Here is a 23,526-nt window from a genome sequence, read left to right as displayed (position 1 = left end):
CGGTGCAATACCTACGCGTCGCGCTGGTCACCGCGGCCATGCCCGTTGTTGCGACGGTCTGCTACCACGCCGCCGCGGCGCGCGGACCGGAGACGAACCAAACCACCTCAGAGTCATCGGGTTTCGGGCTGTCGTTGCTGGCGGTGATTGTGGTGGTCGGCGCGGCGTTAGCACGCTACGTGCGGCTGCCAGGTGCCGGTTTGCTGGTTCCGATGGCGATCACGATCGCGCTGGAGCTTTCCGGGCTGGCCCACGGCCTGGCGGTTCCCATGGTGCTGGTTCAGATCGGAATCGTGCTGATCGTCCTGCAGACGGTGTTGGCGTTCGACCGCGAATCGCTGCGCGCGGTGCGACGGATCCTGCCGGGTGCTTTCGGGCTGATCATGGTGATCAACGTTGCCGCGGCCGGTATGGGTGTGCTGCTGGCCAAGGTCGCTGGACTGAGCATGCTCGACGGTTACCTGGCCACAAGCCCGGGGGGCATCTACGCGGTGCTCGGCACCGCCGCCGGGTCGGGTTCCAACGTGACCTTTGTGATGGCGGCCCAGGTGATTCGGGTGGTCGTGATGCTGTTCGCTGCACCCTTCGTGGCTCGGTTGTTCACCAGGTTCACGCCGCGCATCGCAATGCCTCGCAGGCCGGTGCGGGGCGGACTGGTTGCGGTTCCCGCGTGAACGGTCCGTGCTAGCCAGTCGCTGTGAGGCGGGCAGAAGTAGCAATTTGCCGGATTCTCGAGGACCACTAGCCGGGAGCCCCAGGAGCAAACGCACAGCGCGTTTGCTCCGCAACCCGTAGCATCCGAACTCCGGTCTTCGCGCGCGATCTAATTTGCCGCAACGGTCGGGTTTCGGGCTCCCAACCGCTAGAGAGGTCTCTCAGGTCGTTTGTCGTGGCAATGCCGGCTGTGCTGGAGACGGCGGCCAAAGATTGGGTCGGTCTGGGCTCGGCGATCACTTGCGATACCGACAAGCCTCACCCATCACCGCCAACACGGCTTGTTACCGATGCTCGGCCAGGCTCAACTCAGACACCTTGGGGAGTGTCAAGGTTTAACCGAAACAACTGTCAAGCATCAGCCGACGTCCCAACGGTCCCAGTGCCCCCGGCACGACTCGAACGTGCGACCTAGGGATTAGAAGGCCCTTGCTCTATCCAACTGAGCTACGGAGGCAATGCGCAGGTCAGTCTATCCAACGCCGCCCGAACCTCAGTTCCCACGACGCAACGCCCGCGAAAAGTGTTTGAGCGCGCCAGGAATGGGTTATGGTGTGAGCCTCGACACACGTACAACACCGGCCGGTAATCGGCCGTTTACCGCAACGATGCGTGTGCCTGGACGTCGAGGGGTGGGCTTTCGAATGTGCATGGCCAGTGTGACTTCGCGGTGCTCGCGTGCGGGTGCCGAAGCCCTGCGGCAGGGCGCGCAACTCGCCGCTGACGTCAAAGACACCTACCGGGCCGGCGCCCTGCTGCTGCGCGGCTCACCATTCGCCGTCGGCTGGGTCGCTGGCTGGATCGCCACCGAATTTCCTCCGCACGTGGTCACCGGCCATGCGTTGACCCGCGTGTCACCAGCGGCGATCAACCGCGTCGGCACCACCTGGGCGGCCCAACGTGCGGACCAAGCCCTCAACGCGGCCCTGCACCAGTCCCTCGGCGCCGACTTCCGCGACCTGGTGTTGCACCCGACCGCCAACCCGGCGGTGCGCGCACGCCGCGGCGGTCTGCTGCCCAAGCTCAAACCCGGGCCGCACCGCCGCTACGCGGCCAAGACGTCCGACATCTCCTACGGCCCGGCGGGCCGCGACAACCTCCTGGACATCTGGCGCCGTCCCGACTTGTCACCCGGAAGCCGGGCCCCGGTCTTGATTCAGGTGCCCGGAGGCGCGTGGGCGGTCAACGGCAAGCGCCCTCAGGCCTACACGCTGATGAGCAAGATGGTCGAGCTCGGCTGGATCTGCGTCTCGATCAACTACAGCAAGAGCCCACGGTGTGCCTTCCCGGCTCACCTGATCGACGTCAAGCGCGCCATCGCATGGGTTCGCGAAAACATCGCCGACTACGGCGGTGACCCTGACTTTGTGGCCATCACCGGCGGCTCGGCCGGAGCGCACCTGGCCTCGCTGGCGGCGCTCACCCCAAACGACCCGACCTTTCAGCCGGGATTCGAACGTGCCGACACCACCGTGCAGGCGGTCGCGCCGTACTACGGCGTCTACGACTTCACCGATTTCGACAACATGCACGAAATGATGCTGCCGTTCCTCGAGCACTTCGTGATGAAGGCCCGCTACGCCGACAAACCCGAGCGGTTCGCGGCGGCGTCACCGATCTCCTATGTGCACCGCGACGCGCCACCGTTCTTCGTCCTGCACGGGGAGAAAGACGAACTGGTCCCCAGTGGGCAGTCCCGCGCCTTCTGCGCGGCTCTCAAGGACGCCGGCGCTGCCACGGTCGCCTACGCCGAGCTGGCCAACGCCCACCACGCCTTCGACATCACGCCGACGGTCCGATCTCGACTGGCCGCAGACGCCGTGTCGGATTTCCTCGGGGTCATCTACGGCCGGCGCGAACACGCGCTGCTCGAATCGCTGGCGTTGTCGGCCTCCCCGGCCAGCTGATTCCGGCAGGTCGCCGCTCGGGGAGACCCCGAGTCCTTTCACCACTGCCCTAACCGGACTAGCGTTGTGTGGGCAATCGGGTTGGCGGGCTGAATCAGGAGGCTTGATCGACGGTGGAAGGGTCTGGCGTGTCGAGTTACCCGGCTCGCGGAGGACGGGCTGATGGCTGAACCCGGTGAGGCCGCAGGGTTGTCCAACGAGCTGGGCCCCGTCGACTATCTGATGCACCGCGGCGAGGCGAATCCGCGAACTCGGTCGGGAATCATGGCCCTGGAAGTCCTCGACACGACACCGGATTGGGATCGCTTCCGGACCCGATTCGAGAACGCCTCCCGGCGAGTATTGCGATTGCGGCAAAAGGTAGTCGTGCCAACGTTGCCCACGGCCGCGCCACGGTGGGTGGTCGACCCGGACTTCAACCTCGACTTTCATGTGCGCCGCATCCGCGTCTCCGGGGCGGGCACCTTGCGGGAGGTGTTCGACCTCGCCGAGGTGATTCTGCAATCGCCGCTGGACATCTCGCGTCCGCTGTGGACGGCGACGCTGGTCGAGGGCCTCGAAGACGGTAGGGCTGCCACGCTGTTGCATGTCAGCCACGCGGTCACCGATGGCGTCGGCGGTGTCGAGATGTTCGCCGAGATCTACGATTTGGAGCGGGACCCGCCGGCCAAGCCGACGCCGCCCCAACCCATTCCGCAGGACCTGACTCCCAACGACCTGATGCGTCAAGGCCTCAACCGGTTGCCCGTCGCCATCGTCAATGGGGCATTGGGGGCGTTGTCCGGGGCGGTATCGGTCGCCGGGCGTGCGGTCTTGGAGCCTGGCTCCACCGTGTCGGGTCTAGTCGGATACGCCATGTCAAGCGTGCGGGTGATGAACCGGGCTGCCGAGCCGTCACCGCTACTTCGTCGGCGCAGCCTGGCCACCCGCACTGAAGCCATCGACATCCGGCTGTCCGAGCTGCACCGAGCCGCGAAGTCCGGTGGCGGTTCCATCAACGACGCCTACCTGGCCGGCTTGTGCGGCGCGCTGCGCCGCTACCACGACGCGCTTGGCGTACCGATCAGCACGCTGCCTATGGCGGTGCCGGTAAACCTGCGCGCCGATGCCGATGCCGCGGGTGGAAACCGTTTCACCGGAGTCAATCTCGCCGCCCCGGTCGGCACCATCGACCCAGTGTCGCGCATGAAGAAGATCCGGGCGCAGATGACGCAACGGCGCGACGAGCCCGCGATGAACGTCGTCGGTGCCATGGCGCCGGTGCTCAGTGTGTTGCCCACCGCGGTGCTGGAGGGAATCAGCGGCTCGGTGATCGGTTCTGACGTGCAGGCGAGCAACGTGCCGGTCTACCCGGGCGACACCTACATCGCCGGTGCGAAAGTATTGCGCCAGTACGGGATTGGGCCGCTGCCGGGAGTGGCGATGATGGTGGTGCTGATATCGCGCGGCGGCTGGTGCACCATCACCGTGCGTTACGACCGAGCCTCGGTGCGCAACGACGAATTGTTCGCCCGGTGCCTGCTCGAGGGTTTCGACGAAATCCTCGCCCTCGCCGGGGATCCGGCGCCGCGGGCCGCGCCCGCATCGTTTGCCGCACCGGCCGACGCGGCGTCTCGATCGGTGTCGGGCTCATGAGCGCGTCCGACGAAGACCGCCCAACTCCGGCGCGCGACTTGCGGCTGCCCGGTTCGGTAGCCGAGATCATGGCCAGTCCTGAAGGTCCCAAAGTCGGCGCATTCTTCGACCTCGACGGAACCCTGGTCGCCGGCTTCACCGCCGTCATCCTCACCCAGGAGCGGTTGCGCCGTCGCGACATGGGCGTGGGCGAGCTGCTCAGCATGGTGCAGGCGGGACTCAACCACACGCTGGGCCGCATCGAGTTCGAAGACCTGATCGGCAAAGCCGCCTCCGCCCTGCGCGGCCGGCAACTCACCGACTTACAGGAAATCGGCGAGCGGTTGTTCGCTCAACGCATCGAGTCGCGGATCTACCCCGAGATGCGAGAACTGGTGCGCGCGCACGTCGCTCGCGGCCACACCGTCGTGCTCAGCTCGTCGGCGCTGACCATCCAGGTCGAACCGGTCGCCCGCTTCCTGGGCATCAGCAACATGCTCACCAACAAGTTCGAGATCAACGAGGACGGTCTGCTGACCGGCGGAGTGGTCAAGCCCATCCTGTGGGGCCCGGGCAAAGCTGCTGCGGTGCAACGCTTTGCGGCCGAGCATGACATCGACCTCAAGGACAGTTATTTCTACGCCGACGGTGACGAGGACGTCGCGCTGATGTACCTGGTCGGCAACCCGCGCCCGACGAATCCGGAAGGCAAGATGGCCGCCGTCGCGCGGCGTCGCGGCTGGCCAATCCTGAAGTTCAACAGCCGCGGCGGTGTCGGTCTGCGACGCCAGCTGCGCACCCTGGCCGGCTTCGGTTCCATGTTCCCCGTCGCTGCCGGTGCGGTGGGCATCGGTGTGTTGACCCGCAACCGTCGTCGCGGCGTCAACTTCTTCACCTCAACCTTCTCCCAGCTGGTGCTTGCCACCAGCGGGGTGCAGCTCAACGTCATCGGCCAGGAGAACCTGACCGCGCAGCGACCCGCCGTCTTCATTTTCAACCACCGCAACCAAGTTGACCCGATCATCGCCGGATCGCTGATCCGCGACAACTGGGTGGCGGTGGCCAAGAAAGAACTGGAACGCGACCCCATCATGGGTCCGCTGGGCAAGTTGCTGGACGGGGTGTTCATCGACCGGGACGATCGGGTCGCCGCGGTGGAGACGCTGCACATCGTCGAAGAGCGCGCCAAGAACGGCTTGTCCATCATGATGGCCCCGGAAGGGACGCGGTTGGACACCACCGAAGTGGGGCCGTTCAAGAAGGGGCCGTTCCGCATCGCGATGACAGTGGGAATTCCGATCGTGCCCATCGTGATTCGCAATGCCGAGTTCGTCGCCTCGCGCAACTCGACGACGATCAATCCGGGTACCGTTGACGTCGCGGTGTTCCCGCCGATCCCCGTCGACGACTGGACCTTGGACACTCTTTCCGACCGCATCGCCGAAGTGCGCCAACTCTATCTGGACACGTTGCGGCACTGGCCGGTCGATAAACTTCCGGAAGTGAGCTTGTACGCCGAGAAGAAGGCGGCCAAGCGGGCCAAGAGTGCGGGCGGCAAGCCAGCGGCGAAGAAGACCGCGGCCAAGGCGACCGCCAAGAAGACGACCGGGACGAAGGCCGCCGCGAAGACCACAGCCAAGACCACAGCCAAGAAGGCGGCTAAGAAAGCGCCGGCAAAGAAAACCCCGGCCAAAAAGGCGGCTACTACGGCAGTCAGTAAGGCCAATCCGAACGCATCCACAGTGGCTCTGCGGGATGGTGAGAAACACCAACCCGCCGAGACCCCCTCCAGCGCTTCCGAATCTTCGAGGCCCAAAGGACGGCCGTGACGAAGCCGGCCGCCGACACCAGTGCAGCCTTGATCGCCGAAGACACCCTGGTGCTTGCCTGCATGCAAACGCCGGTCGAATCGCAACTGATCCGAGATTGGCTGCGCGAGCAGTCTTCTCGTCATCCGGAAGCAAACTTCGATCTGTTGGAGCTGCCAGCTCGCAACGCACCGTCGGCGGCGCTGACCGAACTCGTCGAGCAGCTCGAGGACGGGTCGGATGCCGCCGAGAACCGCTCGATCGTCCCCGTGCAGGTGTTCTGGCTGCCGTCTGCGGATCGCGGCAAGGTGGCGAAGGTGACCGCGCTGCTGCCCGGACGCGATCCCTACCATCCCAATCAGCGCCAGCAGCAACGGATTGTGCGCACCGAACCGTGGCGCGCCCGGGTCATGGCCGGCGAGTCGGCCAAGGTGTCCGATTTGCGCAAGCAGTGGCGAGACACCACCGTCGGCGAAGATCAGGTCGATTTCGCGCAGTTCGTCACCCGCCGAGCCCTGCTCGCGCTGGCGCGCTCGGAGTACCGGATCCTCGGGCCGCAGTACAAATCCCCGCGGTTGGTAAAACCCGAGATCATGGCGTCGGCCCGGTTCCGTGCCGGTCTGAAGAAGATTCCCGGCGCCACGCTCGAGGAAGCCGCCAAGATGCTCGACGAGCTGGCGACCGGCTGGAGCCAGGCGTCCGTGGACGTCATCTCCGTCCTGGGTAAGATGATCAGCCGCGGTTTCGATCCCGAAATCGATTACGACGAATATCAAGTCGCCGCCATGCGCACCGCGCTCGAGGCGCACCCGGCAGTTCTGCTGTTCTCGCACCGGTCCTACATCGACGGCGCCGTGGTGCCGGTGGCCATGCAGGAGAATCGGTTACCGCCGGTACACATGTTCGGCGGCATCAACCTTTCCTTCGGCGTGATGGGACCGCTGCTGCGGCGGTCTGGGATGATCTTCATCCGGCGCAACATCGGCGACGACCCGGTGTATAAGTACGTGCTCAAAGAGTATGTCGGCTACGTCGTCGAAAAGCGGTTCAACCTCAGCTGGTCCATCGAGGGGACGCGGTCGCGCACCGGAAAGATGTTGCCGCCCAAGCTCGGACTGTTGAGTTATGTGGCCGACGCCTACCTGGAAGGCCGCAGCGACGACATCCTGCTGCAAGGCGTCGCCATTTGTTTCGACCAGTTGCACGAGATTGCCGAATACGCGGCCTACGCGCGCGGCGCCGAGAAGACACCCGAGGGTTTTGGTTGGTTGTACAACTTTATCAAGGCGCAGGGGGAGCGCAACTACGGCAAAATCTACGTGCGGTTCCCCGAGGCCGTGTCAATGCGGCAGTACCTTGGGCCGCCCCAAGGCCCTCTGGCTCAGGATGAGAGCGCCAAACGCCTTGCGCTGCAGAAGATGTCGTTTGAGGTGGCGTGGCGGATCTTGCAAGCCACCCCGATTACCGCGACGGGTCTGGTGTCGGCGTTGCTCTTGACCACGCGCGGCTTGGCGTTGACCCTCGACCAGTTGCACCACACGCTGCAGGATTCGCTGGACTATCTGGATCGCAAGCAGACACCGGTTTCCACCAGCGCCCTGCGCCTACGGACCCGTGAAGGCGTGCGAGCAGCGGTCGATGCTTTGTCCAACGGCCACCCGGTCACTCGCGTCGACAGCGGCCGAGAGCCCGTCTGGCACATCGCCCCCGAACACGAACATGCCGCGGCGTTCTACCGCAATTCGGTGATCCATGCATTTTTGGAGACCTCCATCGTCGAACTGGCGCTCGCGCATGCCCGACACAGCGAAGCTGACCGGGTCGCGGCGTTCTGGGAACAAGCGATGCGCCTGCGCGATCTGCTCAAGTTCGACTTCTACTTCGCCGACTCGGCCGCGTTCCGCGCCAACATCGCCGAAGAGTTGGCGTGGCAACACGATTGGGAAGCCCGCGTGGCCGCCGGCGGTGACGAGATCGATGCGTTGCTCTACGCCAAGCGGCCGCTGATGTCGGACGCCATGTTGCGCGTGTTCTTCGAAGCCTACGAAATCGTCGCCGACGTTTTGCGCGATGCGCCTGCCGACGTGGACCAGAAGGAGTTGACCGACTCAGCACTGGGCGTCGGCCGTCAATACGTGGCCCAAGGCAGGGTGCGTAGCAGCGAGTCGGTCTCCACCTTGCTCTTCGCAACCGCCCGACAGGTGGTGGCCGATCAGGACTTGATCGCGCCGGCGGCCGACCTCACCGAGCGCCGGATCGCCTTCCGGCGCGAGTTGCGCAGCATCCTGCGCGACTGCAGCTACGTCGAGCAGATCGCCCGAAATCAGTTCTTCGCCCGCGAATTCCAGTTGCGACACGGGCGGCAAGCCGGTCAAGCGCAGTAGCGTGCTGAGTCGGCTTGCTGTCCGCGTACCGACGCTGCTCGTCAGTGTCGCCGTGCTCGCCGGGGGCACCGCCGCTGGAATCGCGGCGCTGTCGTTGGCCGATACATTGGGCGCGACCGGCCTGCCGGATCCGGGCCCGGCGACCACCCTGGGACTGCCGTTCGTGCGTGCGGCGGGCGAAATCGCCGCGGTGCTAGCCGTGGGATCCTTTCTGTTCGCGGCCTTTTTGGTGCCGCCGCAGCGCAGCGGTGTCCTGGACGCCGCCGGATACCGGGCGCTTCGGCTGGGCACCATGGCGTCCTTGAGCTGGGCCGTCTGCGCCGCATTACTTGTGCCGCTGACCATTTCGGATGTGTCGGGTCGACCGTTTGCGCAACAGCTCAATCCGATCAGGTTGTGGTCGTTGACCGGGTTGGTCAGCACCGCGGAAGCGTGGCGCTGGACCGCTGCGCTGGCTGCGATGGTCACGGTGGCCAGTTGGTCGGTGCTGCGGTGGTCGTGGACACCGCTGCTGCTGGCCGGATCCTTGGTGACGCTGGTTCCGCTCGGTCTGACCGGTCACTCCTCGGCGGGTGGTTCGCACGACCTGGCCACCAACAGCCTGCTGATCCACCTCGTCGCGGCCAGCGTGTGGGCAGGGGGCCTGTTGGCGTTGCTGGCGCACGCCGTGCGCGGCGGTGAGCACACCGGCCTGGCCGCGCAGCGGTTTTCGGCCGTCGCCCTGTGGTGCTGGTTGGCGATGGTGCTGAGCGGCGTCGTCAATGCCGCAGTGCGGGTCCTGCCGTCGCAACTGGTCACCACCGGATACGGGCGGTTGGTCATGGCCAAGGTGCTGGCGCTGTGCGTGCTCGGCGTCCTCGGCTGGCGCCAGCGTCGCGTCGGTGTGGCTGCGTTGCAACTGGATCCGAACTCCCGCCGCGCGTTGATCCGGCTGGCGCTTGCTGAGGCGGCGGCGTTCGCCCTCACCTTCGGCGTCGCCGTCGGACTTGGTCGCACGGCGCCACCGCCACCGCCGACGGGCATTCCCTCGATATCCGAAGCCGAGATCGGCTACGACTTCGACGGTCCACCCACCGTGGCCCGGGTGCTGTTCGACTGGCGATTCGACCTCATTTTCGGTACCGCCGCGATTGTTGCCGCCGCGCTGTATGTGGCGGCGGTGTTGCGGTTGCGCCGACGCGGCGACACATGGCCGGCGGGGCGGAGTCTGGCGTGGCTGCTCGGATGTGGTTGCTTGCTGTTCGTCACGTCCTCGGGAGTGGGGCGGTACATGCCGGCGATGTTCAGCATGCACATGGTCGCCCATATGGGTCTGTCCATGTTGGTGCCAATCCTGCTGGTGCTCGGGGCGCCGGTGACCCTGGCTTTGCGGGCGCTGCCGGCTGCCGGGCGCGGCGGCCCACCGGGCCCGCGGGAATGGCTACTAGCTGCACTGCACAGCCGGCTCTCGCGGGTGCTGACCATCCCGGTGCTGGCCACGATGCTGTTCGTCGGCGGTTTCTACGGTTTGTATCTCGGTGGAATTTTCGACACCGCCGCAGGTAGCCACGCCGGTCATCTGGCGATGAACGTGCACTTTCTGCTCAGCGGCTACCTGTTCTACTGGGTCGTCATCGGAGTCGACCCCACGCCGCGGCCCATCCCGCCGCTGGCCAAGGTGGCTGTCGTGTTCGCGTCGTTGCCGCTGCACGCCTTCTTCGGCGTGGTCCTCATGGGCACCCGAACCGTGTTGGGTGGCAACTACTACCGGTCCCTGGGTCTGTCTTGGCACACCGACCTGCTCGGTGATCAGCGATTGGGCGGAGCGATCGCCTGGGCGGCTGGTGAGGTGCCGTTGGTCATCGTGATCCTGGCGTTGCTGGTGCAGTGGGCGCGCAGCGACCGGCGCACCGCCCGACGCCTGGATCGCGCGGCCGACCGCGACGACGACAGCGAGCTGGCCGCCTACAACGCGATGCTGGCCGAACTCGCGCGCCGAGACACGCCGCGGCGCACCTGACGCTCCGACCTATCCACAGTTACGACTTCGTCCACAGGCGCGTCCTGCAGCGGTGGTCGTCCGGCCAATCTGTCGGCGACTCGGAGCTGAATGGCGGCAACCAACAGCACTAACTCACGGAAGGACCGTAGCTATGTTCGAAACTCCACTGACCGTGGTCGGTCACATCGTCAACGACCTGCAGCGCCGCCAAGTCGGAAACCAAGAGGTCGTCAAGTTTCGGGTGGCCAGCAATTCGCGCCGACGCAACACCGACGGCGAATGGGAGCCGGGCAACTCGCTGTTCATCAACGTCAACTGCTGGGGGCGACTGGTGGGCGGAGTGTGTGCGGCGCTCAGCAAGGGTGCACCCGTGATCGTCTCGGGGCACGTGTACACCAGCGAGTACGAGGACCCAGACGGCAATCGCCGCTCCTCGGTGGAGATGCGGGCAACCGCGGTCGGACCCGACCTGTCCCGGGCGTTCGTGCGCATCGAGCGGCCCAGTTACACCGGGCCGAACCCCGACGAGGCGCCGCCGCACGCAGCGCCGGGCGCGGTGCTCGGCGAGGACGACGCCGTGGCCGCGGGAGAGCCGCTCACCGACGCCGACGGGGCCGCTGCTGGCCTCGGTGGACTGCCTTTGTCGGCTTAGCGCGGCTGGCGGTGCCTAGGATGGTCGGCGAGATAATTCCGAAAGACCAGAAAGGCACTACTGCGGCATGGCTGAGTTCATCTACACGATGAAGAAGGTCCGCAAGGCGCACGGCGACAAGGTGATCCTCGACGACGTCACGTTGAGCTTCTACCCCGGCGCCAAGATCGGTGTGGTCGGCCCAAACGGTGCGGGCAAGTCGAGCGTCTTGCGGATCATGGCGGGGCTGGACAAGCCCAACAACGGTGACGCGTTCCTAGCGACCGGGGCCACGGTCGGCATCCTGCAACAGGAGCCGCCCCTGAACGAGGAGAAGACCGTCCGCGGCAACGTGGAAGAAGGTCTGGGTGAGATTAAGGTCAAACTCGACCGGTTCAACGAGGTCGCGGAGTTGATGGCCACCGACTACTCCGACGAGCTGATGGAAGAAATGGGTCGGCTGCAGGAGGAACTCGACCACGCCGACGCGTGGGACCTCGACTCGCAGCTCGAGCAGGCGATGGACGCACTGCGCTGCCCGCCGCCCGACGAGCCGGTCACCAACCTGTCCGGCGGTGAGCGTCGCCGGGTCGCTCTGTGCAAGCTGTTGCTCTCCAAGCCTGACCTGCTGCTGCTCGACGAGCCGACGAACCACTTGGACGCCGAAAGCGTGCAGTGGCTCGAGCAGCACCTCGCCAGTTACCCCGGCGCGATCTTGGCGGTCACCCACGACCGGTACTTCCTGGACAACGTCGCCGAGTGGATCCTCGAGCTCGACCGGGGCCGGGCGTACCCGTATGAGGGCAACTACTCGACCTACTTGGAGAAGAAGGCCGAGCGGATCGCTGTTCAGGGCCGCAAGGACGCCAAGCTGCAGAAACGGCTGACCGAGGAGCTGGCCTGGGTGCGTTCCGGCGCCAAGGCGCGGCAGGCCAAAAGCAAGGCCCGCCTGCAGCGCTACGAGGAGATGGCCGCCGAGGCGGAGAAGACGCGCAAGCTCGACTTCGAAGAGATCCAGATCCCGACGGGGCCGCGACTCGGCAGCGTGGTCGTCGAGGTGGAACACCTCGACAAGGGGTACGACGGGCGCACGCTGATCAAGGACCTGTCCTTCACGCTGCCACGCAACGGCATCGTCGGCGTGATCGGCCCTAACGGCGTGGGCAAGACCACGCTTTTCAAGACCATCGTCGGCCTCGAGCAACCGGACAGCGGCACGGTCAAGGTCGGCGAAACCGTCAAGCTCAGCTATGTAGACCAGAGCCGCTCAGGCATCGACCCCAAGAAGACGGTGTGGGAAGTGGTGTCCGACGGGCTGGACTACATCGAGGTGGGCCAGAACGAGATCCCGTCCCGAGCCTATGTCTCGGCGTTCGGGTTCAAGGGTCCTGACCAGCAGAAACCGGCGGGTGTGCTGTCCGGCGGCGAGCGCAACCGGCTCAACCTGGCGCTCACGCTCAAAGAGGGCGGCAACCTGATCCTGCTCGACGAGCCGACCAACGACCTCGACGTCGAAACGTTGAGTTCGTTGGAGAACGCCTTGGAGAAGTTCCCCGGCTGCGCGGTAGTGATCTCGCACGACCGCTGGTTCCTCGACCGCACCTGCACGCACATCCTGGCGTGGGAAGGCGACGTGGACAACGAAGCCAAGTGGTTCTGGTTCGAAGGCAACTTCGGCGCCTACGAGGAGAACAAAGTGCAACGGCTCGGTATCGAAGCCGCCCGTCCTCATCGAGTGACACACCGCAGGCTGACGCGCGACTAATGTCAGCTCTGCCCCCGCTTCCCGAGCGGGGCGAACTGGACCCGCTCCGCATTGACGCGGCCGGAATGGTCGCGCAGGAGCGGGACCGGTTCGGCTTACTATCCGTCGGGAGTTGGGAGCGAACGGCATGACGATCGATCCCGGGCCCAAGCAGGATGTGACCGCCTGGACCACGCTTACCGAGAACTCCGACATCCCGGACTGGATCACCAAGGCCTACCTCGACAGCTATCGAGGACCGCACAACGACCAGCCATCCGACTCCGGGGTACCGGCCTCATTGGTGACACCGGCCCTACTGGCCGCCCACTATCGACTGGGTCAGCACCGACCGGCCGGTGAAAGTGCGGTCGCGGTCTACCCCGCCGACGACCCCGGCGGTTTCGGGCCGGCCCTGCAGGTGGTCAGCGAGCACGGCGGCATGCTGATGGATTCGGTCACGGTGTTGCTGCACCGGCTCGGCGTCGCCTACACCGCGATCATGACGCCCGTCTTCGAGGTCCGCCGCAGCCCGGACGGGAATCTGCTTAGCGTCGAACCCAAGCCCGACGACACGTCGCCCTTCGTCGGTGAAGCTTGGATCCACGTGCAACTGTCCCCCTCGGTCGACAGCAAGGCCCTGGCCGAAGTGGAGCGCCTGCTGCCCAAGGTCCTGGCCGACGTGGAGCGGGTGGCCACCGACGCCACAGCGCTGATCGCCACTCTGGCCGAAGTGGCCGCCGATGTGGACACCAACGCCGACGGCCACTACGCCGCGCCGGACCGCGAAGAGGTCGCCGCCTTACTGCGCTGGCTGGGCAACGGCAACTTCCTGCTGCTCGGCTATCAGCGATGCCGGGTGCACGACGGCCTGGTCTCCGGTGACGGATCCACCGGCTTCGGCGTCCTCCGGGCCCGATCGGGCACCCGGCCCCGGTTGACCGACGAGAACAAGCTGCTGGTGTTGGCGCAGGCCGCGGTCGGCAGCTATCTGCGCTACGGCGCCTACCCATATGCCATCGCCGTCCGCGAAAACGTCGCCGACGGCGTCTTCGAGCACCGCTTCGTCGGTCTGTTCACGGTCGCGGCCATGAACGCCGACGTGCTGGAGATCCCCACCATCTCCCAACGGGTCCGCCAAGCCCTCACCTTGGCTGGCAGCGACCCGAGCCACCCCGGCCAGCTGCTGCTCGACGTGATCCAGACCGTGCCGCGCCCCGAACTGTTCTCGCTCAGCGCCGAGCGGTTACTGACGATGGCCAAGGCCGTCGTCGACATGGCATCGCAACGACGTGCCCTGCTGTTCCTGCGCGCCGACCGACTGCAGTTCTTCGTCTCCTGCCTGGTGTACCTGCCGCGCGATCGCTACACCACTCCGGTTCGCCTGCAGATCGAGGACATCCTGGTCCGCGAATTCGGCGGCACCCGACTCGAATTCACCGCCCGGGTCAGTGAATCACCCTGGGCCCTCATGCATTTCATGGTGCGTCTGCCCGAAGACTCACCGCCCGGCTCGGTCGACGTGTCCGAACCCAACCGGCTGCGCATCCAGGCGCTACTCAGCGAAGCCGCGCGCACCTGGGCCGACCGCCTGATCGGTGCAGTGGCCAGCTCCTCGATCACCCACGCTGACGCCGAGCATTACGCCTCCGCCTTCCCCGAGGCCTACAAGCAGGTGGTCAGCCCGGCCGATGCCATCAATGACATCAAGATCATCGAAGAACTCCAGGACGACTCGGTCAAACTGGTGTTCTCCGACGGCGGCGACGAAGGCGCCGCGCAACTCACCTGGTTCCTGGGTGGTCGTACCGCCTCGCTGAGCCAACTGTTGCCGATGCTGCAAAGCATGGGCGTCGTGGTGCTCGAAGAGCGACCGTTCACCGTCACCCGGCCCGACGGATTGCCGGTGTGGATCTACCAATTCAAGATCTCACCGCACCCCACCATCCCCCTGGCCAAGACCACTGCCGAACGAGAAGCCACCGCGGAACGATTCGCCGACGCGGTCACCGCCATCTGGCAGGGCCGCGTCGAAATCGACCGGTTCAACGAACTGGTGATGCGCGCCGGGCTGAACTGGCAGCAGGTGGTCTTACTGCGCGCCTACGCAAAATACCTGCGCCAGGCCAGTTTTCCGTACAGCCAGTCCCACATCGAATCGGTGCTCAACGAGCACCCCTCCACCGCCTGCTCGCTGGTCACCCTCTTCGAAGCGCTCTTCGATCCCCGACCGTCGGGTTCCCCGGCCAGCCGGGACGCCCAAGCGGCCGCCGCCGCCGTGGCCGCGGACATCGACGCGGTCGTGGGTCTGGACACCGACCGCATCCTGCGCGCTTTCGCCTCACTCGTGCAGGCCACGCTGCGCACGAATTACTTCGTGACGCGCGCAGGTTCGGCTCGCAGCCGAGATGTGTTGGCGCTCAAGCTCGATGCACAACTGGTCGACGAATTGCCATTGCCGCGACCGAAATTCGAGATCTTCGTGTATTCGCCCCGCGTCGAAGGGGTGCACCTGCGGTTCGGCCACGTCGCCCGCGGCGGACTGCGGTGGTCGGATCGCCGCGACGACTTCCGCACCGAGATCCTCGGTCTGGTCAAGGCCCAGGCGGTGAAGAACGCAGTCATTGTTCCCGTAGGAGCCAAAGGCGGATTCGTCGTCAAGCGCCCGCCGCTGCCCACCGGCGACGCGGCCGTCGACCGCGACGGCACCCGCGCCGAAGGCGTCGCCTGCTACCAGCTGTTCATCTCCGGCCTGCTCGACGTCACCGACAACGTCGATCACGCCACCCGAAACGTCAGCGCGCCACCGGAAGTGGTGCGCCGCGACGGCGACGACGCCTACCTGGTGGTGGCAGCCGACAAGGGCACCGCCACCTTCTCCGACATCGCCAACGACGTCGCCAAGTCCTACGGGTTCTGGCTCGGTGACGCGTTCGCCTCCGGCGGATCGGTGGGATACGACCACAAGGCCATGGGCATCACCGCCCGTGGCGCCTGGGAAGCGGTCAAGCGCCACTTCCGGGAAATCGGCGTCGACACCCAAAGCCAAGATTTCACCGTGGTCGGAGTCGGCGACATGAGCGGTGACGTGTTCGGTAACGGAATGCTGCTGAGCAAGCACATCAGGCTGATCGCCGCCTTCGACCACCGGCACGTCTTCCTCGACCCCGACCCGCAGCCGGCGGCGTCGTGGGCGGAGCGTCGCCGGATGTTCGACCTGCCCCGATCCAGCTGGGACGACTACGACAAATCACTGATCAGTCAGGGCGGCGGGGTGTACAGCCGCGACCAGAAAGCCATTCCGGTCAGCGCCGAGGTGCGCACCGCGCTGGGCATCGACAGCGACGTCACGGAGATGGCCCCGCCCAACCTGATCAAGGCGATCCTGCTGGCGCCGGTGGACCTGCTGTTCAACGGCGGCATCGGCACCTACATCAAAGCCGAGTCGGAGTCCGACGCCGACGTCGGTGACCGCGCCAATGACCCGGTGCGCGTGAACGGAAATCAGGTGCGCGCCAAAGTAATCGGTGAGGGCGGCAACCTTGGAGTGACGGCACGGGGCCGCATCGAGTTCGACTTGTCCGGCGGGCGCATCAACACCGACGCGCTGGACAACTCGGCCGGGGTCGACTGCTCCGACCATGAAGTCAACATCAAGATCCTCATCGACGCGCTGGTCACCGCCGGCAAGGTCAAACCTGAGGAGCGCAGCCAGCTGCTGGAGTCGATGACCGACGAAGTGGCGCACCTGGTGCTGACCGACAACGACGACCAGAACGATCTGATGGGTACCAGCCGCGCCAACGCGCCGAGCTTGTTAACCGTGCACGCCCGACAGATCGACTATCTGGTGACCGAGCGTGGCGTCAACCGTGATCTCGAAGCGCTGCCTTCAGAAAAGGAAATCGAGCGGCGCTGCGACATCGGGCTGGGGTTGACCTCTCCCGAGCTCGCCACGTTGATGGCGCACGTCAAGCTGGCCCTCAAAGACGATGTGTTGCGCACCGAACTGCCCGATCAGGACGTCTTCGCATCGCGGCTGCCGCGCTACTTCCCGACACCGCTGCGGGAGCGCTTCACCTCGGAGATCCGCTCCCACCAACTGCGCCGGGAAATCGTCACCACCATGCTGATCAACGACCTGGTGGACACCGCGGGCATCAGCTATGCGTTCCGCATCACCGAGGACGTCGGAGTCAGCGCGATCGACGCGGTGCGCACCTACGCCGCCACCGACGCCATCTTCGGTGTCGGACACATCTGGCGGCGCATCCGGGCCGAGAACCTGCCGGTCGCGCTGTCAGATCGGCTGACGCTGGACACCCGTCGGCTGATCGACCGCGCCGGGCGCTGGCTGCTCAATTACCGCCCACAGCCGCTGGCCGTCGGCGCCGAAATCAACCGGTTCGCCGCCAAGGTCAAGGCTCTGACACCGCGAATGGGGGAGTGGTTGCGCGGTGACGACAAGGCCATCGTGGAAAAGGAAGCCGCGGAGTTCACCTCGATGGGGGCGCCCCACGACCTGGCCTACCGGGTGGCCAGCGGGCTCTACCGCTACAGCCTGCTCGACGTCATCGACATCGCGGACATCACCGAGATGGACACCGCTGAGGTCGCCGACACCTATTTCGCGCTGATGGACCGGCTCGGCACCGACGCCCTGCTGACCGCCGTATCCGCACTGCCCCGCAACGACCGCTGGCATTCGTTGGCGCGGTTGGCTATTCGAGACGACATCTACGCGTCGCTGCGGTCGTTGTGCTTCGACGTGCTTGCCGTCGGTGAACCCGATGAGAGCGGCGAAGAGAAGATCGCCGAGTGGGAGCACATCAGCGCATCCCGCGTCGACCGCGCCCGCCGTACCCTGAGCGAAATCCGGGAAAGCGGTGCCATGGATCTGGCGACCCTGTCGGTCGCGGCGCGGCAGATCCGCCGAATGACGCGTACCAGTGGACGGGGATCCTCCGGGTGAGCAAAGGTTTCGTCGCGCAAGTGCCGGTGCGTTGGTCCGACATCGACATGTACCAACACGTCAACCACGCCACCATGGTCACGATTCTGGAGGAGGCGCGCGTCCCCTTCCTCAAGGACGCGTTCGTCTCGGACATCACCACCATCGGATTGCTGATCGCCGACGTGCGAGTCAGCTACAAAGGACAACTGCGCCTGACGGATTCGCCGCTGCAGGTCACCATCTGGGTGAAGCGGCTGCGGGCGGTGGATTTCACGCTCGGCTACGAAGTGCGCTCGGTCAACGTGGACCCCGACTCGAAGCCGGCGGTCATCGCCGAATCGCAACTGGCCGCCTTCCACATCGACGAGCAGCGGTTGGTGCGTTTGGCCCCCCACCATCGGGACTACCTGCAACGGTGGTTGCGGGAATAGTGGAATCCCCCGATCGCGGCCTGTGGCTGGGGCCCGAAGCGCCCGCGGCTCACCGCGCGAATCTGGCGGCGTTCGTCGAACGTGCCTTGCGGCTCGACGATGCCTCCGTGATCCGACTGCGAGCGCGGCCGTCCGGTCTGCTCAGCGCTTGGGTCGCAACGGGTTTCGATGTTCTGGCCAGCCGGGTCGTGGGTGGCACGATGCAGCCCGCCGACATGTCGGTTGGTGCGGACGCGCTGGCGCGCGGATTGGCCGCCATGGACACCACATCGGGCTACGTCGACCCGGGCTTTTCGATGGATTCGGCGTGGCGGGGTGCGCTGCCGCCGGACTCGGGGTTCACCCACCTCGACGACGTGCCGGCCCGGGTCGTCCTCGATCTGTCCGAGAGCGGTGCGCAACTGGCCAAACAACACAGCGGCGCCCACGGCCCGCCGGTCTCGCTGCTGGACCAGGAGGTCATCCAGGTCAGTGCGGACGACGTCACCGTCGGTCTACCGATGCGCTGCGTGTTTGCGCTGACGGCCATGGGATTCCTGCCGCAGGTGCCCGACGGCGCAGACGAGATCATCCGGGTCCGCATCTTGCCGGCATGGCTGCGAATCGACGCCCGGTTCGGGTCGGTGTATCGCCGCCGCGGCGATCCCGCACTGGTGCTGCGCTGACCCGAGTTCGGGGCGACTCGTCAAACGAATCAGGTTGATTTTATGACGATGTGGCCGGCACCGGTCAGGTCCCGTAGACGAGCCACAGCGGCAGCACCGAATCCAGATAGTCCATGAACTTCTTCAACCCGACGCGGTATTGCCCGTACCCGTACGGGTCTTCGGCATATTCGGGAAACGCGATGCCCAGCCCGAACAGGCCGGGGGCGATGATGCCGTTCTGCTGGTTGTACTCCAACGGGCCCCACTGCGGCGTCTGCGGCAACTGCCTGCGCTCGAAACCGACGGTATAGACCGCTCGGTCGCAGGTGTGCAGCTTCTCTTCGAACTCAGGACTGCAAACCCAATACCGTTCCAGCTTCTCCGGATAGACCCCGTCGATGTTCTCACGCGCCCACACCGCCGCTCGTCCCTTGAGTCCGGTGTCGTCGAAGAGAATCCAATCGTCAAGATAGATCGCATATTTGAGCGGACTGCGATAGAAGTTGATCACCTTCTTGACGGGATGGCGTAGCAGGTGCGGCAGCGCGATCATCGACGAATGCGATGACCCGAAGACCGCGACCGTCGCGCCTTCCAACGGCTCCTGCGCGAGCTTCTCCGAGTCGAGCGCGACGTCGACCGGAATCTCGTCCAGCGGATAGTCGAGTTTCTTCGGAACCGCACCGACGGCGAGAATGACGTTGTCCGAGACGATTTCTGGGCCCGTTGTCTCGATGTGCCAGCGCCGTCCGGTCAGACGCAGCGCGGTTGCCGTCGCCTGGAAGACCGGTACCCGCTCCCGCAGATGATCGGTGATCCACACCAACGGTTCGGCCACCAGCGCTAGGGCGCAGGTCTCCTCCGGGTCGACCTCGCGCAGCGGCATCGGCGGAGCCTCCGAGAACCGAAAAGCTTTGGCGGCGTTCAGATATTCCAGAAATGTGCCGACGATGGTGTTGCTGGAGACCGGCCGCCACTTCTGGCCGAGGTCGCCGGCGGCGAACGCCGGATCGACCCAGGCGATCGCCTCGTCCGGAATCCCGTGATCGAGCAGTCGTCCCACCGCCGCGATTCCGGCGGGACCGGCTCCGACCACTGTCCACGCGTAGGGTGCCATACACCACGTATAGAGCACCGCGCGGCGAGATGCATGCCCGCGCGGCTAGACCAGCCACGCCGCCGCGTCGGGCGGCAACTGGCCGTCGCGTAGCGCCGCGCTGGCCAGAATCAGCCCTCCCGGCGGCAGCGGCACCGGGCGATGGCTGGCATTCAGTACGCAGACCAGCCCGCCCCCGCGGCGCCGGAAGATCAGGACATCGGTGGGCGCGGCCAGCCAGTCCAACTGGCTGCCGTCGAATTCGCTTCGATTACTGCGTATCTCGACCATCCGGCGAAAGAAGGACAACGTCGATTGCTCGTCCGCGCGCTGCTTTTCCACCGTCAGCGCCGCCCACTGCGCCGGCATCGGCAACCAGGTTTCGGCGTTGGTGGAGAACCCGAACGGGGGAGTCTCGCCCGACCACGGAATGGGAACCCGGCACCGGTCGCGGCCACGATCGGTGTGCCCCGAGCGTTCCCAGGTAGGGTCCTGGAGCACTTCGTCGGGCAAATCGACATCGGGCAACCCGAGTTCTTCGCCGTTGTAGAGGAACACGGCTCCGGGCAGGGCGAGCATCAGCATCGCCATGGCCCGTGCGCGGCTCAGCCCGACCTCGCCGCCGCCGTAACGGGTGACTTCTCGGCCCACGTCGTGGTTGGACAGCGTCCAGGTCGGCGTGGCGTCTTGCAAGGCAGCCGCCTCAAGCGAGTTCTGCACCGCGTCGCGGATTTCGGTGACATCGAAGTCGGTGCGCGTGAGCCGGAAGTTGAAACCGAGGTGCAATTCGTCCGGCCGAACGTAATCGGCCCACTGGGCGTTGTCGCGAACCCAAACCTCCCCGACGGAGACCGCCTCGGGATAGTCGTCCATGACCGAGCGAATGTCGCGATGGATCGCGTGCACGTGCGGGCGGTTGAAGCGCGGGTCGTCGTCGCTGTGGTGCAACACCGAAATGTCCGATTCCGGCGCGTCCGGCAGACCCTCGGGCTTGGCCATGCCATGGGCCACGTCGATGCGGAAGCCATCCACCCCGCGTTCCAGCCAGAACCGCAGCGTCTTCTCGAAGTCGTCGAAGACCTCGGAGTTGTCCCAGTCGAGGTCGGGCTGCTCGCTGTCGAACAGGTGCAGATACCACTGGCCGGGGTTGCCGTCCGGCTCGACCACCCGGGTCCAGGCCGGACCGCCGAACACCGACTTCCAGTTGTTCGGGGGCAACTCCCCGCGCTGCCCGCGCCCATCGCGAAAGAAGTAACGGGCGCGCGCATCGGTTCCCGGTCCGGCGGCCAGGGCCGCCTGGAACCACGGATGCGCGGAGCTGGTGTGGTTGGGGACCACGTCCATGGTCACCTTGATGCCGCGTTGGTGTGCCGCGGCGATCAGCCGCTCAAATGCGGCCATACCGCCGAACAGCGGGTCGATATCGCGCGGGTCGGCGACGTCGTACCCGTGATCGGCCATCGGGGAAACGGTGACCGGGTTGATCCAGATGGCGTCGACGCCCAGCTCGACCAGGTGGTCCAGCCGCTGCGCCAGGCCGTCCAAGTCGCCGACACCGTCACCGTCGCTATCGGCGAACGAGCGCGGATACACCTGGTAGAAGACCGCATGCGACCACCACGGCGTCTCGGCCGCCATCAGAACGCCGAGTTGACGAGCGAGTGCGCGGCCATCTCCAGGTACTGCAGCAGCTGCCGCCGGCGCTCGTCGTCCAGGGTGTCGGCGTCGACCGACGCGACCGCGGTGTGCATGCAGCGCAGCCAGGCGTCGCGCTCTATGGGCGTGATCCGGAAGGGCACATGCCGCATCCGCAGCCGCGGGTGGCCGCGCCGTTCGGAATAGGTCCGCGGGCCGCCCCAATACTGCTCGAGGAACATCCGCAGGCGCTCCTCGGCGCCCGACAGATCCTCCTCCGGGTACAGCGGACGCAGGATCTCGTCCTGCGCGACCTCTTGATAGAAACGCGAAACGATCGCGTCGAACGTCTTGGCGCCGCCGACCGCGTCGTAGAAAGACTCTGTCATCTGATCCATCTCCTCCATTGTGGGCCATTTGCGACCGGGCCCGCGGCGAGCGCCTGCTGTTCACCGGATCGACACGGCGTGGCGTGCGAATTGGCGTGCAGTTGGCGGCGAATCATGGTGGACTGTCGGCGGAGGATTTATGGCGCACGGCAAGAAACGCCGCAGCCACCGCAGTACCGGTGCCGCGGCAGGCATAACTGGGGCCCCAAACGCGTCATGCCTGCACAGCGTCGACACCCATCCACCCACCCGCCACGACGGCGCGTCGATCTGGAATCGGCGCCGCGTGCTGCTGCTCAACTCCACCTACGAGCCGCTCACCGCGCTGCCCATGCGCCGCGCCATCGTCATGCTGATCTGCGGCAAGGCCGACGTGGTGCACGACGACCCTGCCGGTCCGGTGATCCACTCGGCGACCAGCTCCATCGCGGTGCCCTCGGTGATCCAGCTCCGTTCCTACGTGCGGGTGCCCTACCGCGCCCGCGTCCCGATGACCCGGGCCGCGTTGATGCATCGCGACCGGTTCTGCTGCGCCTACTGCGGCGCCAAGGCCGACACCGTCGACCACGTCATACCCCGCAGCCGCGGCGGTGACCACTCGTGGGAGAACTGCGTGGCGTGCTGCTCGACGTGCAACCACCGCAAGGGCGACAAGCTGCTCACCGAACTGGGCTGGACCTTGCGCCGCACCCCGCTGCCGCCCACCGGACAGCACTGGCGGTTGCTGTCGACGGTCAAGGAACTCGACCCGTCGTGGGCGCAGTACCTCGGTGAAGGCGCGGCCTGAGCGGGCTTGCGGTGTCCTTGCGGCGTCCTTCTCATGTCCTAGGTGCGCCGGTTGATTCCCCGGTGGGATACGGTTTGCGTCGTGAGCACAATGGAGATCCACCTCTTCTTCATCGGAGTTCCGTTGCTGCTGGTGGTTGTCCTCGCGGCGCTCATCTGGTCGCGCAAGGGCCCCCACCCGGCAACGTACAAACTGTCCGAACAGTGGACGCATCCACCGATCCTTTGGGCCGCCACGGACGAGGATGTCGGCCACGCACGCGGACACGGCCACGGACACGGGGCATCGAGCTTCACGGTGGGAGGGGGAGCCAGTGGCACGTGGTGAAGTGGCGACGGTAGAACCAGCCGAGCTGCCGCGCGGGTGGGTGATCACCACCAGCGGACGGCTGTCCGGGGTCACCGAGCCCGGGGACGTCTCAGTGCACTTCCCGTTCCCGATCAAAGACCTGGTCGCCATCGACGACGCACTGAAATACGGCTCGCGCACGTCGCAGACCCGTTTCGCCATCTACCTCGGCGATCTGGGCGACGACACCGCCTCGCGGGCCCGCGAAATCCTGGCCAAGGTGCCGACCCCGGACAACGCCGTGCTGCTGGCCGTGTCGCCCAACCAGCACGCGATCGAAGTGGTCTACGGCACGCAGGTGCGCGGTCGCGGCGCCGAGTCGGCGGCTCCCCTGGGCGTGGCCGCCGCGTCCTCGGCGTTCGAGCAGGGCAACCTGGTCGACGGCCTGGTCAGCGCCATCCGCGTGCTCAGCTCGGGCATCTCTCCGACCTAGGCGGACGCCCGCGGCCGGTAGGG

17 protein-coding genes and 1 tRNA gene are annotated in these 23,526 nt (G+C 66.0%); 14 read left to right on the top strand and 4 right to left on the bottom strand.

The genetic code is table 11. The features are described from left to right. A partial coding sequence (locus tag A9W95_RS21180; protein WP_172826677.1) for an AbrB family transcriptional regulator occupies positions 1-674 on the top strand: 674 nt, incomplete at its 5' end. 423 nt (positions 675-1,097) lie between these two features. Here A9W95_RS21180 and A9W95_RS21175 read toward each other — a convergent pair. After that, positions 1,098-1,171, bottom strand: a tRNA-Arg gene (locus A9W95_RS21175). Between the two features lie 187 nt (positions 1,172-1,358). Between A9W95_RS21175 and A9W95_RS21170 the strand changes: the two genes are divergently transcribed. The 10 genes from A9W95_RS21170 (at position 1,359) to A9W95_RS21125 (ending at position 18,833) form a co-directional block, all read left to right on the top strand. Then, positions 1,359-2,621, top strand: a complete 1,263-nt coding sequence (locus A9W95_RS21170; protein WP_067417319.1) for an alpha/beta hydrolase — start codon at positions 1,359-1,361, stop codon at positions 2,619-2,621. 162 nt (positions 2,622-2,783) lie between these two features. Then, positions 2,784-4,256, top strand: coding sequence for a wax ester/triacylglycerol synthase family O-acyltransferase (locus A9W95_RS21165; protein ID WP_067417316.1), 1,473 nt, complete (start codon positions 2,784-2,786; stop codon positions 4,254-4,256). Next, positions 4,253-6,064: an HAD-IB family hydrolase/lysophospholipid acyltransferase family protein gene (locus tag A9W95_RS21160; RefSeq protein ID WP_067417313.1), complete on the top strand. Its 1,812-nt coding sequence runs from the start codon at positions 4,253-4,255 to the stop codon at positions 6,062-6,064. Before A9W95_RS21165 ends, A9W95_RS21160 begins: the two co-directional genes overlap by 4 nt. After that, the gene (locus A9W95_RS21155) at positions 6,061-8,427 is read left to right on the top strand and encodes a glycerol-3-phosphate 1-O-acyltransferase (protein ID WP_067417310.1); all 2,367 of its coding nucleotides are present in this window, start codon (positions 6,061-6,063) and stop codon (positions 8,425-8,427) included. The genes A9W95_RS21160 and A9W95_RS21155 overlap by 4 nt, the downstream gene beginning before the upstream one ends. A 1-nt stretch (position 8,428) precedes the next feature. Further along, on the top strand, positions 8,429-10,426 hold the full coding sequence (locus tag A9W95_RS21150) for a cytochrome c oxidase assembly protein (protein ID WP_082983243.1): 1,998 nt from the start codon (positions 8,429-8,431) through the stop codon (positions 10,424-10,426). 133 nt (positions 10,427-10,559) lie between these two features. After that, on the top strand, positions 10,560-11,060 hold the full coding sequence (locus A9W95_RS21145) for a single-stranded DNA-binding protein (RefSeq protein ID WP_067417308.1): 501 nt from the start codon (positions 10,560-10,562) through the stop codon (positions 11,058-11,060). 67 nt (positions 11,061-11,127) lie between these two features. Continuing rightward, the gene (ettA, locus tag A9W95_RS21140) at positions 11,128-12,804 is read left to right on the top strand and encodes an energy-dependent translational throttle protein EttA (protein ID WP_067417305.1); all 1,677 of its coding nucleotides are present in this window, start codon (positions 11,128-11,130) and stop codon (positions 12,802-12,804) included. A gap of 127 nt (positions 12,805-12,931) precedes the next feature. Further along, entirely contained in the window at positions 12,932-17,755 is a 4,824-nt protein-coding gene (locus A9W95_RS21135; RefSeq protein WP_067417302.1) for an NAD-glutamate dehydrogenase, read from the top strand. Continuing rightward, the gene (locus A9W95_RS21130) at positions 17,752-18,168 is read left to right on the top strand and encodes a thioesterase family protein (RefSeq protein WP_067417299.1); all 417 of its coding nucleotides are present in this window, start codon (positions 17,752-17,754) and stop codon (positions 18,166-18,168) included. The genes A9W95_RS21135 and A9W95_RS21130 overlap by 4 nt, the downstream gene beginning before the upstream one ends. Next, entirely contained in the window at positions 18,168-18,833 is a 666-nt protein-coding gene (locus tag A9W95_RS21125; protein WP_371328102.1) for a hypothetical protein, read from the top strand. Before A9W95_RS21130 ends, A9W95_RS21125 begins: the two co-directional genes overlap by 1 nt. A 64-nt stretch (positions 18,834-18,897) precedes the next feature. Here A9W95_RS21125 and A9W95_RS21120 read toward each other — a convergent pair whose 3' ends face one another. The 3 genes from A9W95_RS21120 to A9W95_RS21110 all read right to left on the bottom strand — a co-directional run bounded on the left by A9W95_RS21120 (position 18,898) and on the right by A9W95_RS21110 (position 21,935). Continuing rightward, on the bottom strand, positions 18,898-19,911 hold the full coding sequence (locus A9W95_RS21120; protein ID WP_067417338.1) for an FAD/NAD(P)-binding protein: 1,014 nt from the start codon (positions 19,909-19,911) through the stop codon (positions 18,898-18,900). 66 nt (positions 19,912-19,977) lie between these two features. Further along, the gene (locus A9W95_RS21115) at positions 19,978-21,549 is read right to left on the bottom strand and encodes an alpha-amylase family glycosyl hydrolase (RefSeq protein ID WP_067417296.1); all 1,572 of its coding nucleotides are present in this window, start codon (positions 21,547-21,549) and stop codon (positions 19,978-19,980) included. Continuing rightward, a complete protein-coding gene (locus A9W95_RS21110; RefSeq protein WP_156746325.1) occupies positions 21,549-21,935 on the bottom strand; it encodes a globin in 387 nt (128 codons plus the stop codon). Before A9W95_RS21110 ends, A9W95_RS21115 begins: the two co-directional genes overlap by 1 nt. 139 nt (positions 21,936-22,074) lie before the next feature. On the opposite strand from A9W95_RS21110, the gene A9W95_RS21105 reads away from it, so the two are divergent. The 3 genes from A9W95_RS21105 to A9W95_RS21095 all read left to right on the top strand — a co-directional run bounded on the left by A9W95_RS21105 (position 22,075) and on the right by A9W95_RS21095 (position 23,503). Beyond that, positions 22,075-22,722: an HNH endonuclease gene (locus tag A9W95_RS21105; RefSeq protein ID WP_067417291.1), complete on the top strand. Its 648-nt coding sequence runs from the start codon at positions 22,075-22,077 to the stop codon at positions 22,720-22,722. A 90-nt stretch (positions 22,723-22,812) separates the two neighbouring features. After that, the gene (locus A9W95_RS21100) at positions 22,813-23,049 is read left to right on the top strand and encodes a hypothetical protein (RefSeq protein ID WP_067417289.1); all 237 of its coding nucleotides are present in this window, start codon (positions 22,813-22,815) and stop codon (positions 23,047-23,049) included. Then, positions 23,036-23,503, top strand: coding sequence for a DUF5130 domain-containing protein (locus tag A9W95_RS21095; protein ID WP_067417286.1), 468 nt, complete (start codon positions 23,036-23,038; stop codon positions 23,501-23,503). The genes A9W95_RS21100 and A9W95_RS21095 overlap by 14 nt, the downstream gene beginning before the upstream one ends. Positions 23,504-23,526 lie beyond the last annotated feature (23 nt).

The organism is Mycobacterium sp. 1423905.2, assembly GCF_001673155.1.
Taxonomy (GTDB): domain Bacteria; phylum Actinomycetota; class Actinomycetes; order Mycobacteriales; family Mycobacteriaceae; genus Mycobacterium.
Note: the sequence above shows the minus strand (reverse complement) of the source record. Positions and strands in the feature narration are given on the sequence as shown.

What these genes read in the sequence shown, in the direction of transcription:
- A9W95_RS21170 (WP_067417319.1), top strand. Translation starts at nt 1,359, where the DNA reads ATGTGCATGGCCAGTGTGACTTCGCGGTGCTCGCGTGCGGGTGCCGAA.
- A9W95_RS21165 (WP_067417316.1), top strand. Translation starts at nt 2,784, where the DNA reads ATGGCTGAACCCGGTGAGGCCGCAGGGTTGTCCAACGAGCTGGGCCCC.
- A9W95_RS21160 (WP_067417313.1), top strand. Translation starts at nt 4,253, where the DNA reads ATGAGCGCGTCCGACGAAGACCGCCCAACTCCGGCGCGCGACTTGCGG.
- A9W95_RS21145 (WP_067417308.1), top strand. Translation starts at nt 10,560, where the DNA reads ATGTTCGAAACTCCACTGACCGTGGTCGGTCACATCGTCAACGACCTG.
- ettA (WP_067417305.1), top strand. Translation starts at nt 11,128, where the DNA reads ATGGCTGAGTTCATCTACACGATGAAGAAGGTCCGCAAGGCGCACGGC.
- A9W95_RS21135 (WP_067417302.1), top strand. Translation starts at nt 12,932, where the DNA reads ATGACGATCGATCCCGGGCCCAAGCAGGATGTGACCGCCTGGACCACG.
- A9W95_RS21115 (WP_067417296.1), bottom strand. Translation starts at nt 21,549, where the DNA reads ATGGCGGCCGAGACGCCGTGGTGGTCGCATGCGGTCTTCTACCAGGTG.
- A9W95_RS21110 (WP_156746325.1), bottom strand. Translation starts at nt 21,935, where the DNA reads ATGACAGAGTCTTTCTACGACGCGGTCGGCGGCGCCAAGACGTTCGAC.
- A9W95_RS21105 (WP_067417291.1), top strand. Translation starts at nt 22,075, where the DNA reads ATGGCGCACGGCAAGAAACGCCGCAGCCACCGCAGTACCGGTGCCGCG.
- A9W95_RS21100 (WP_067417289.1), top strand. Translation starts at nt 22,813, where the DNA reads ATGGAGATCCACCTCTTCTTCATCGGAGTTCCGTTGCTGCTGGTGGTT.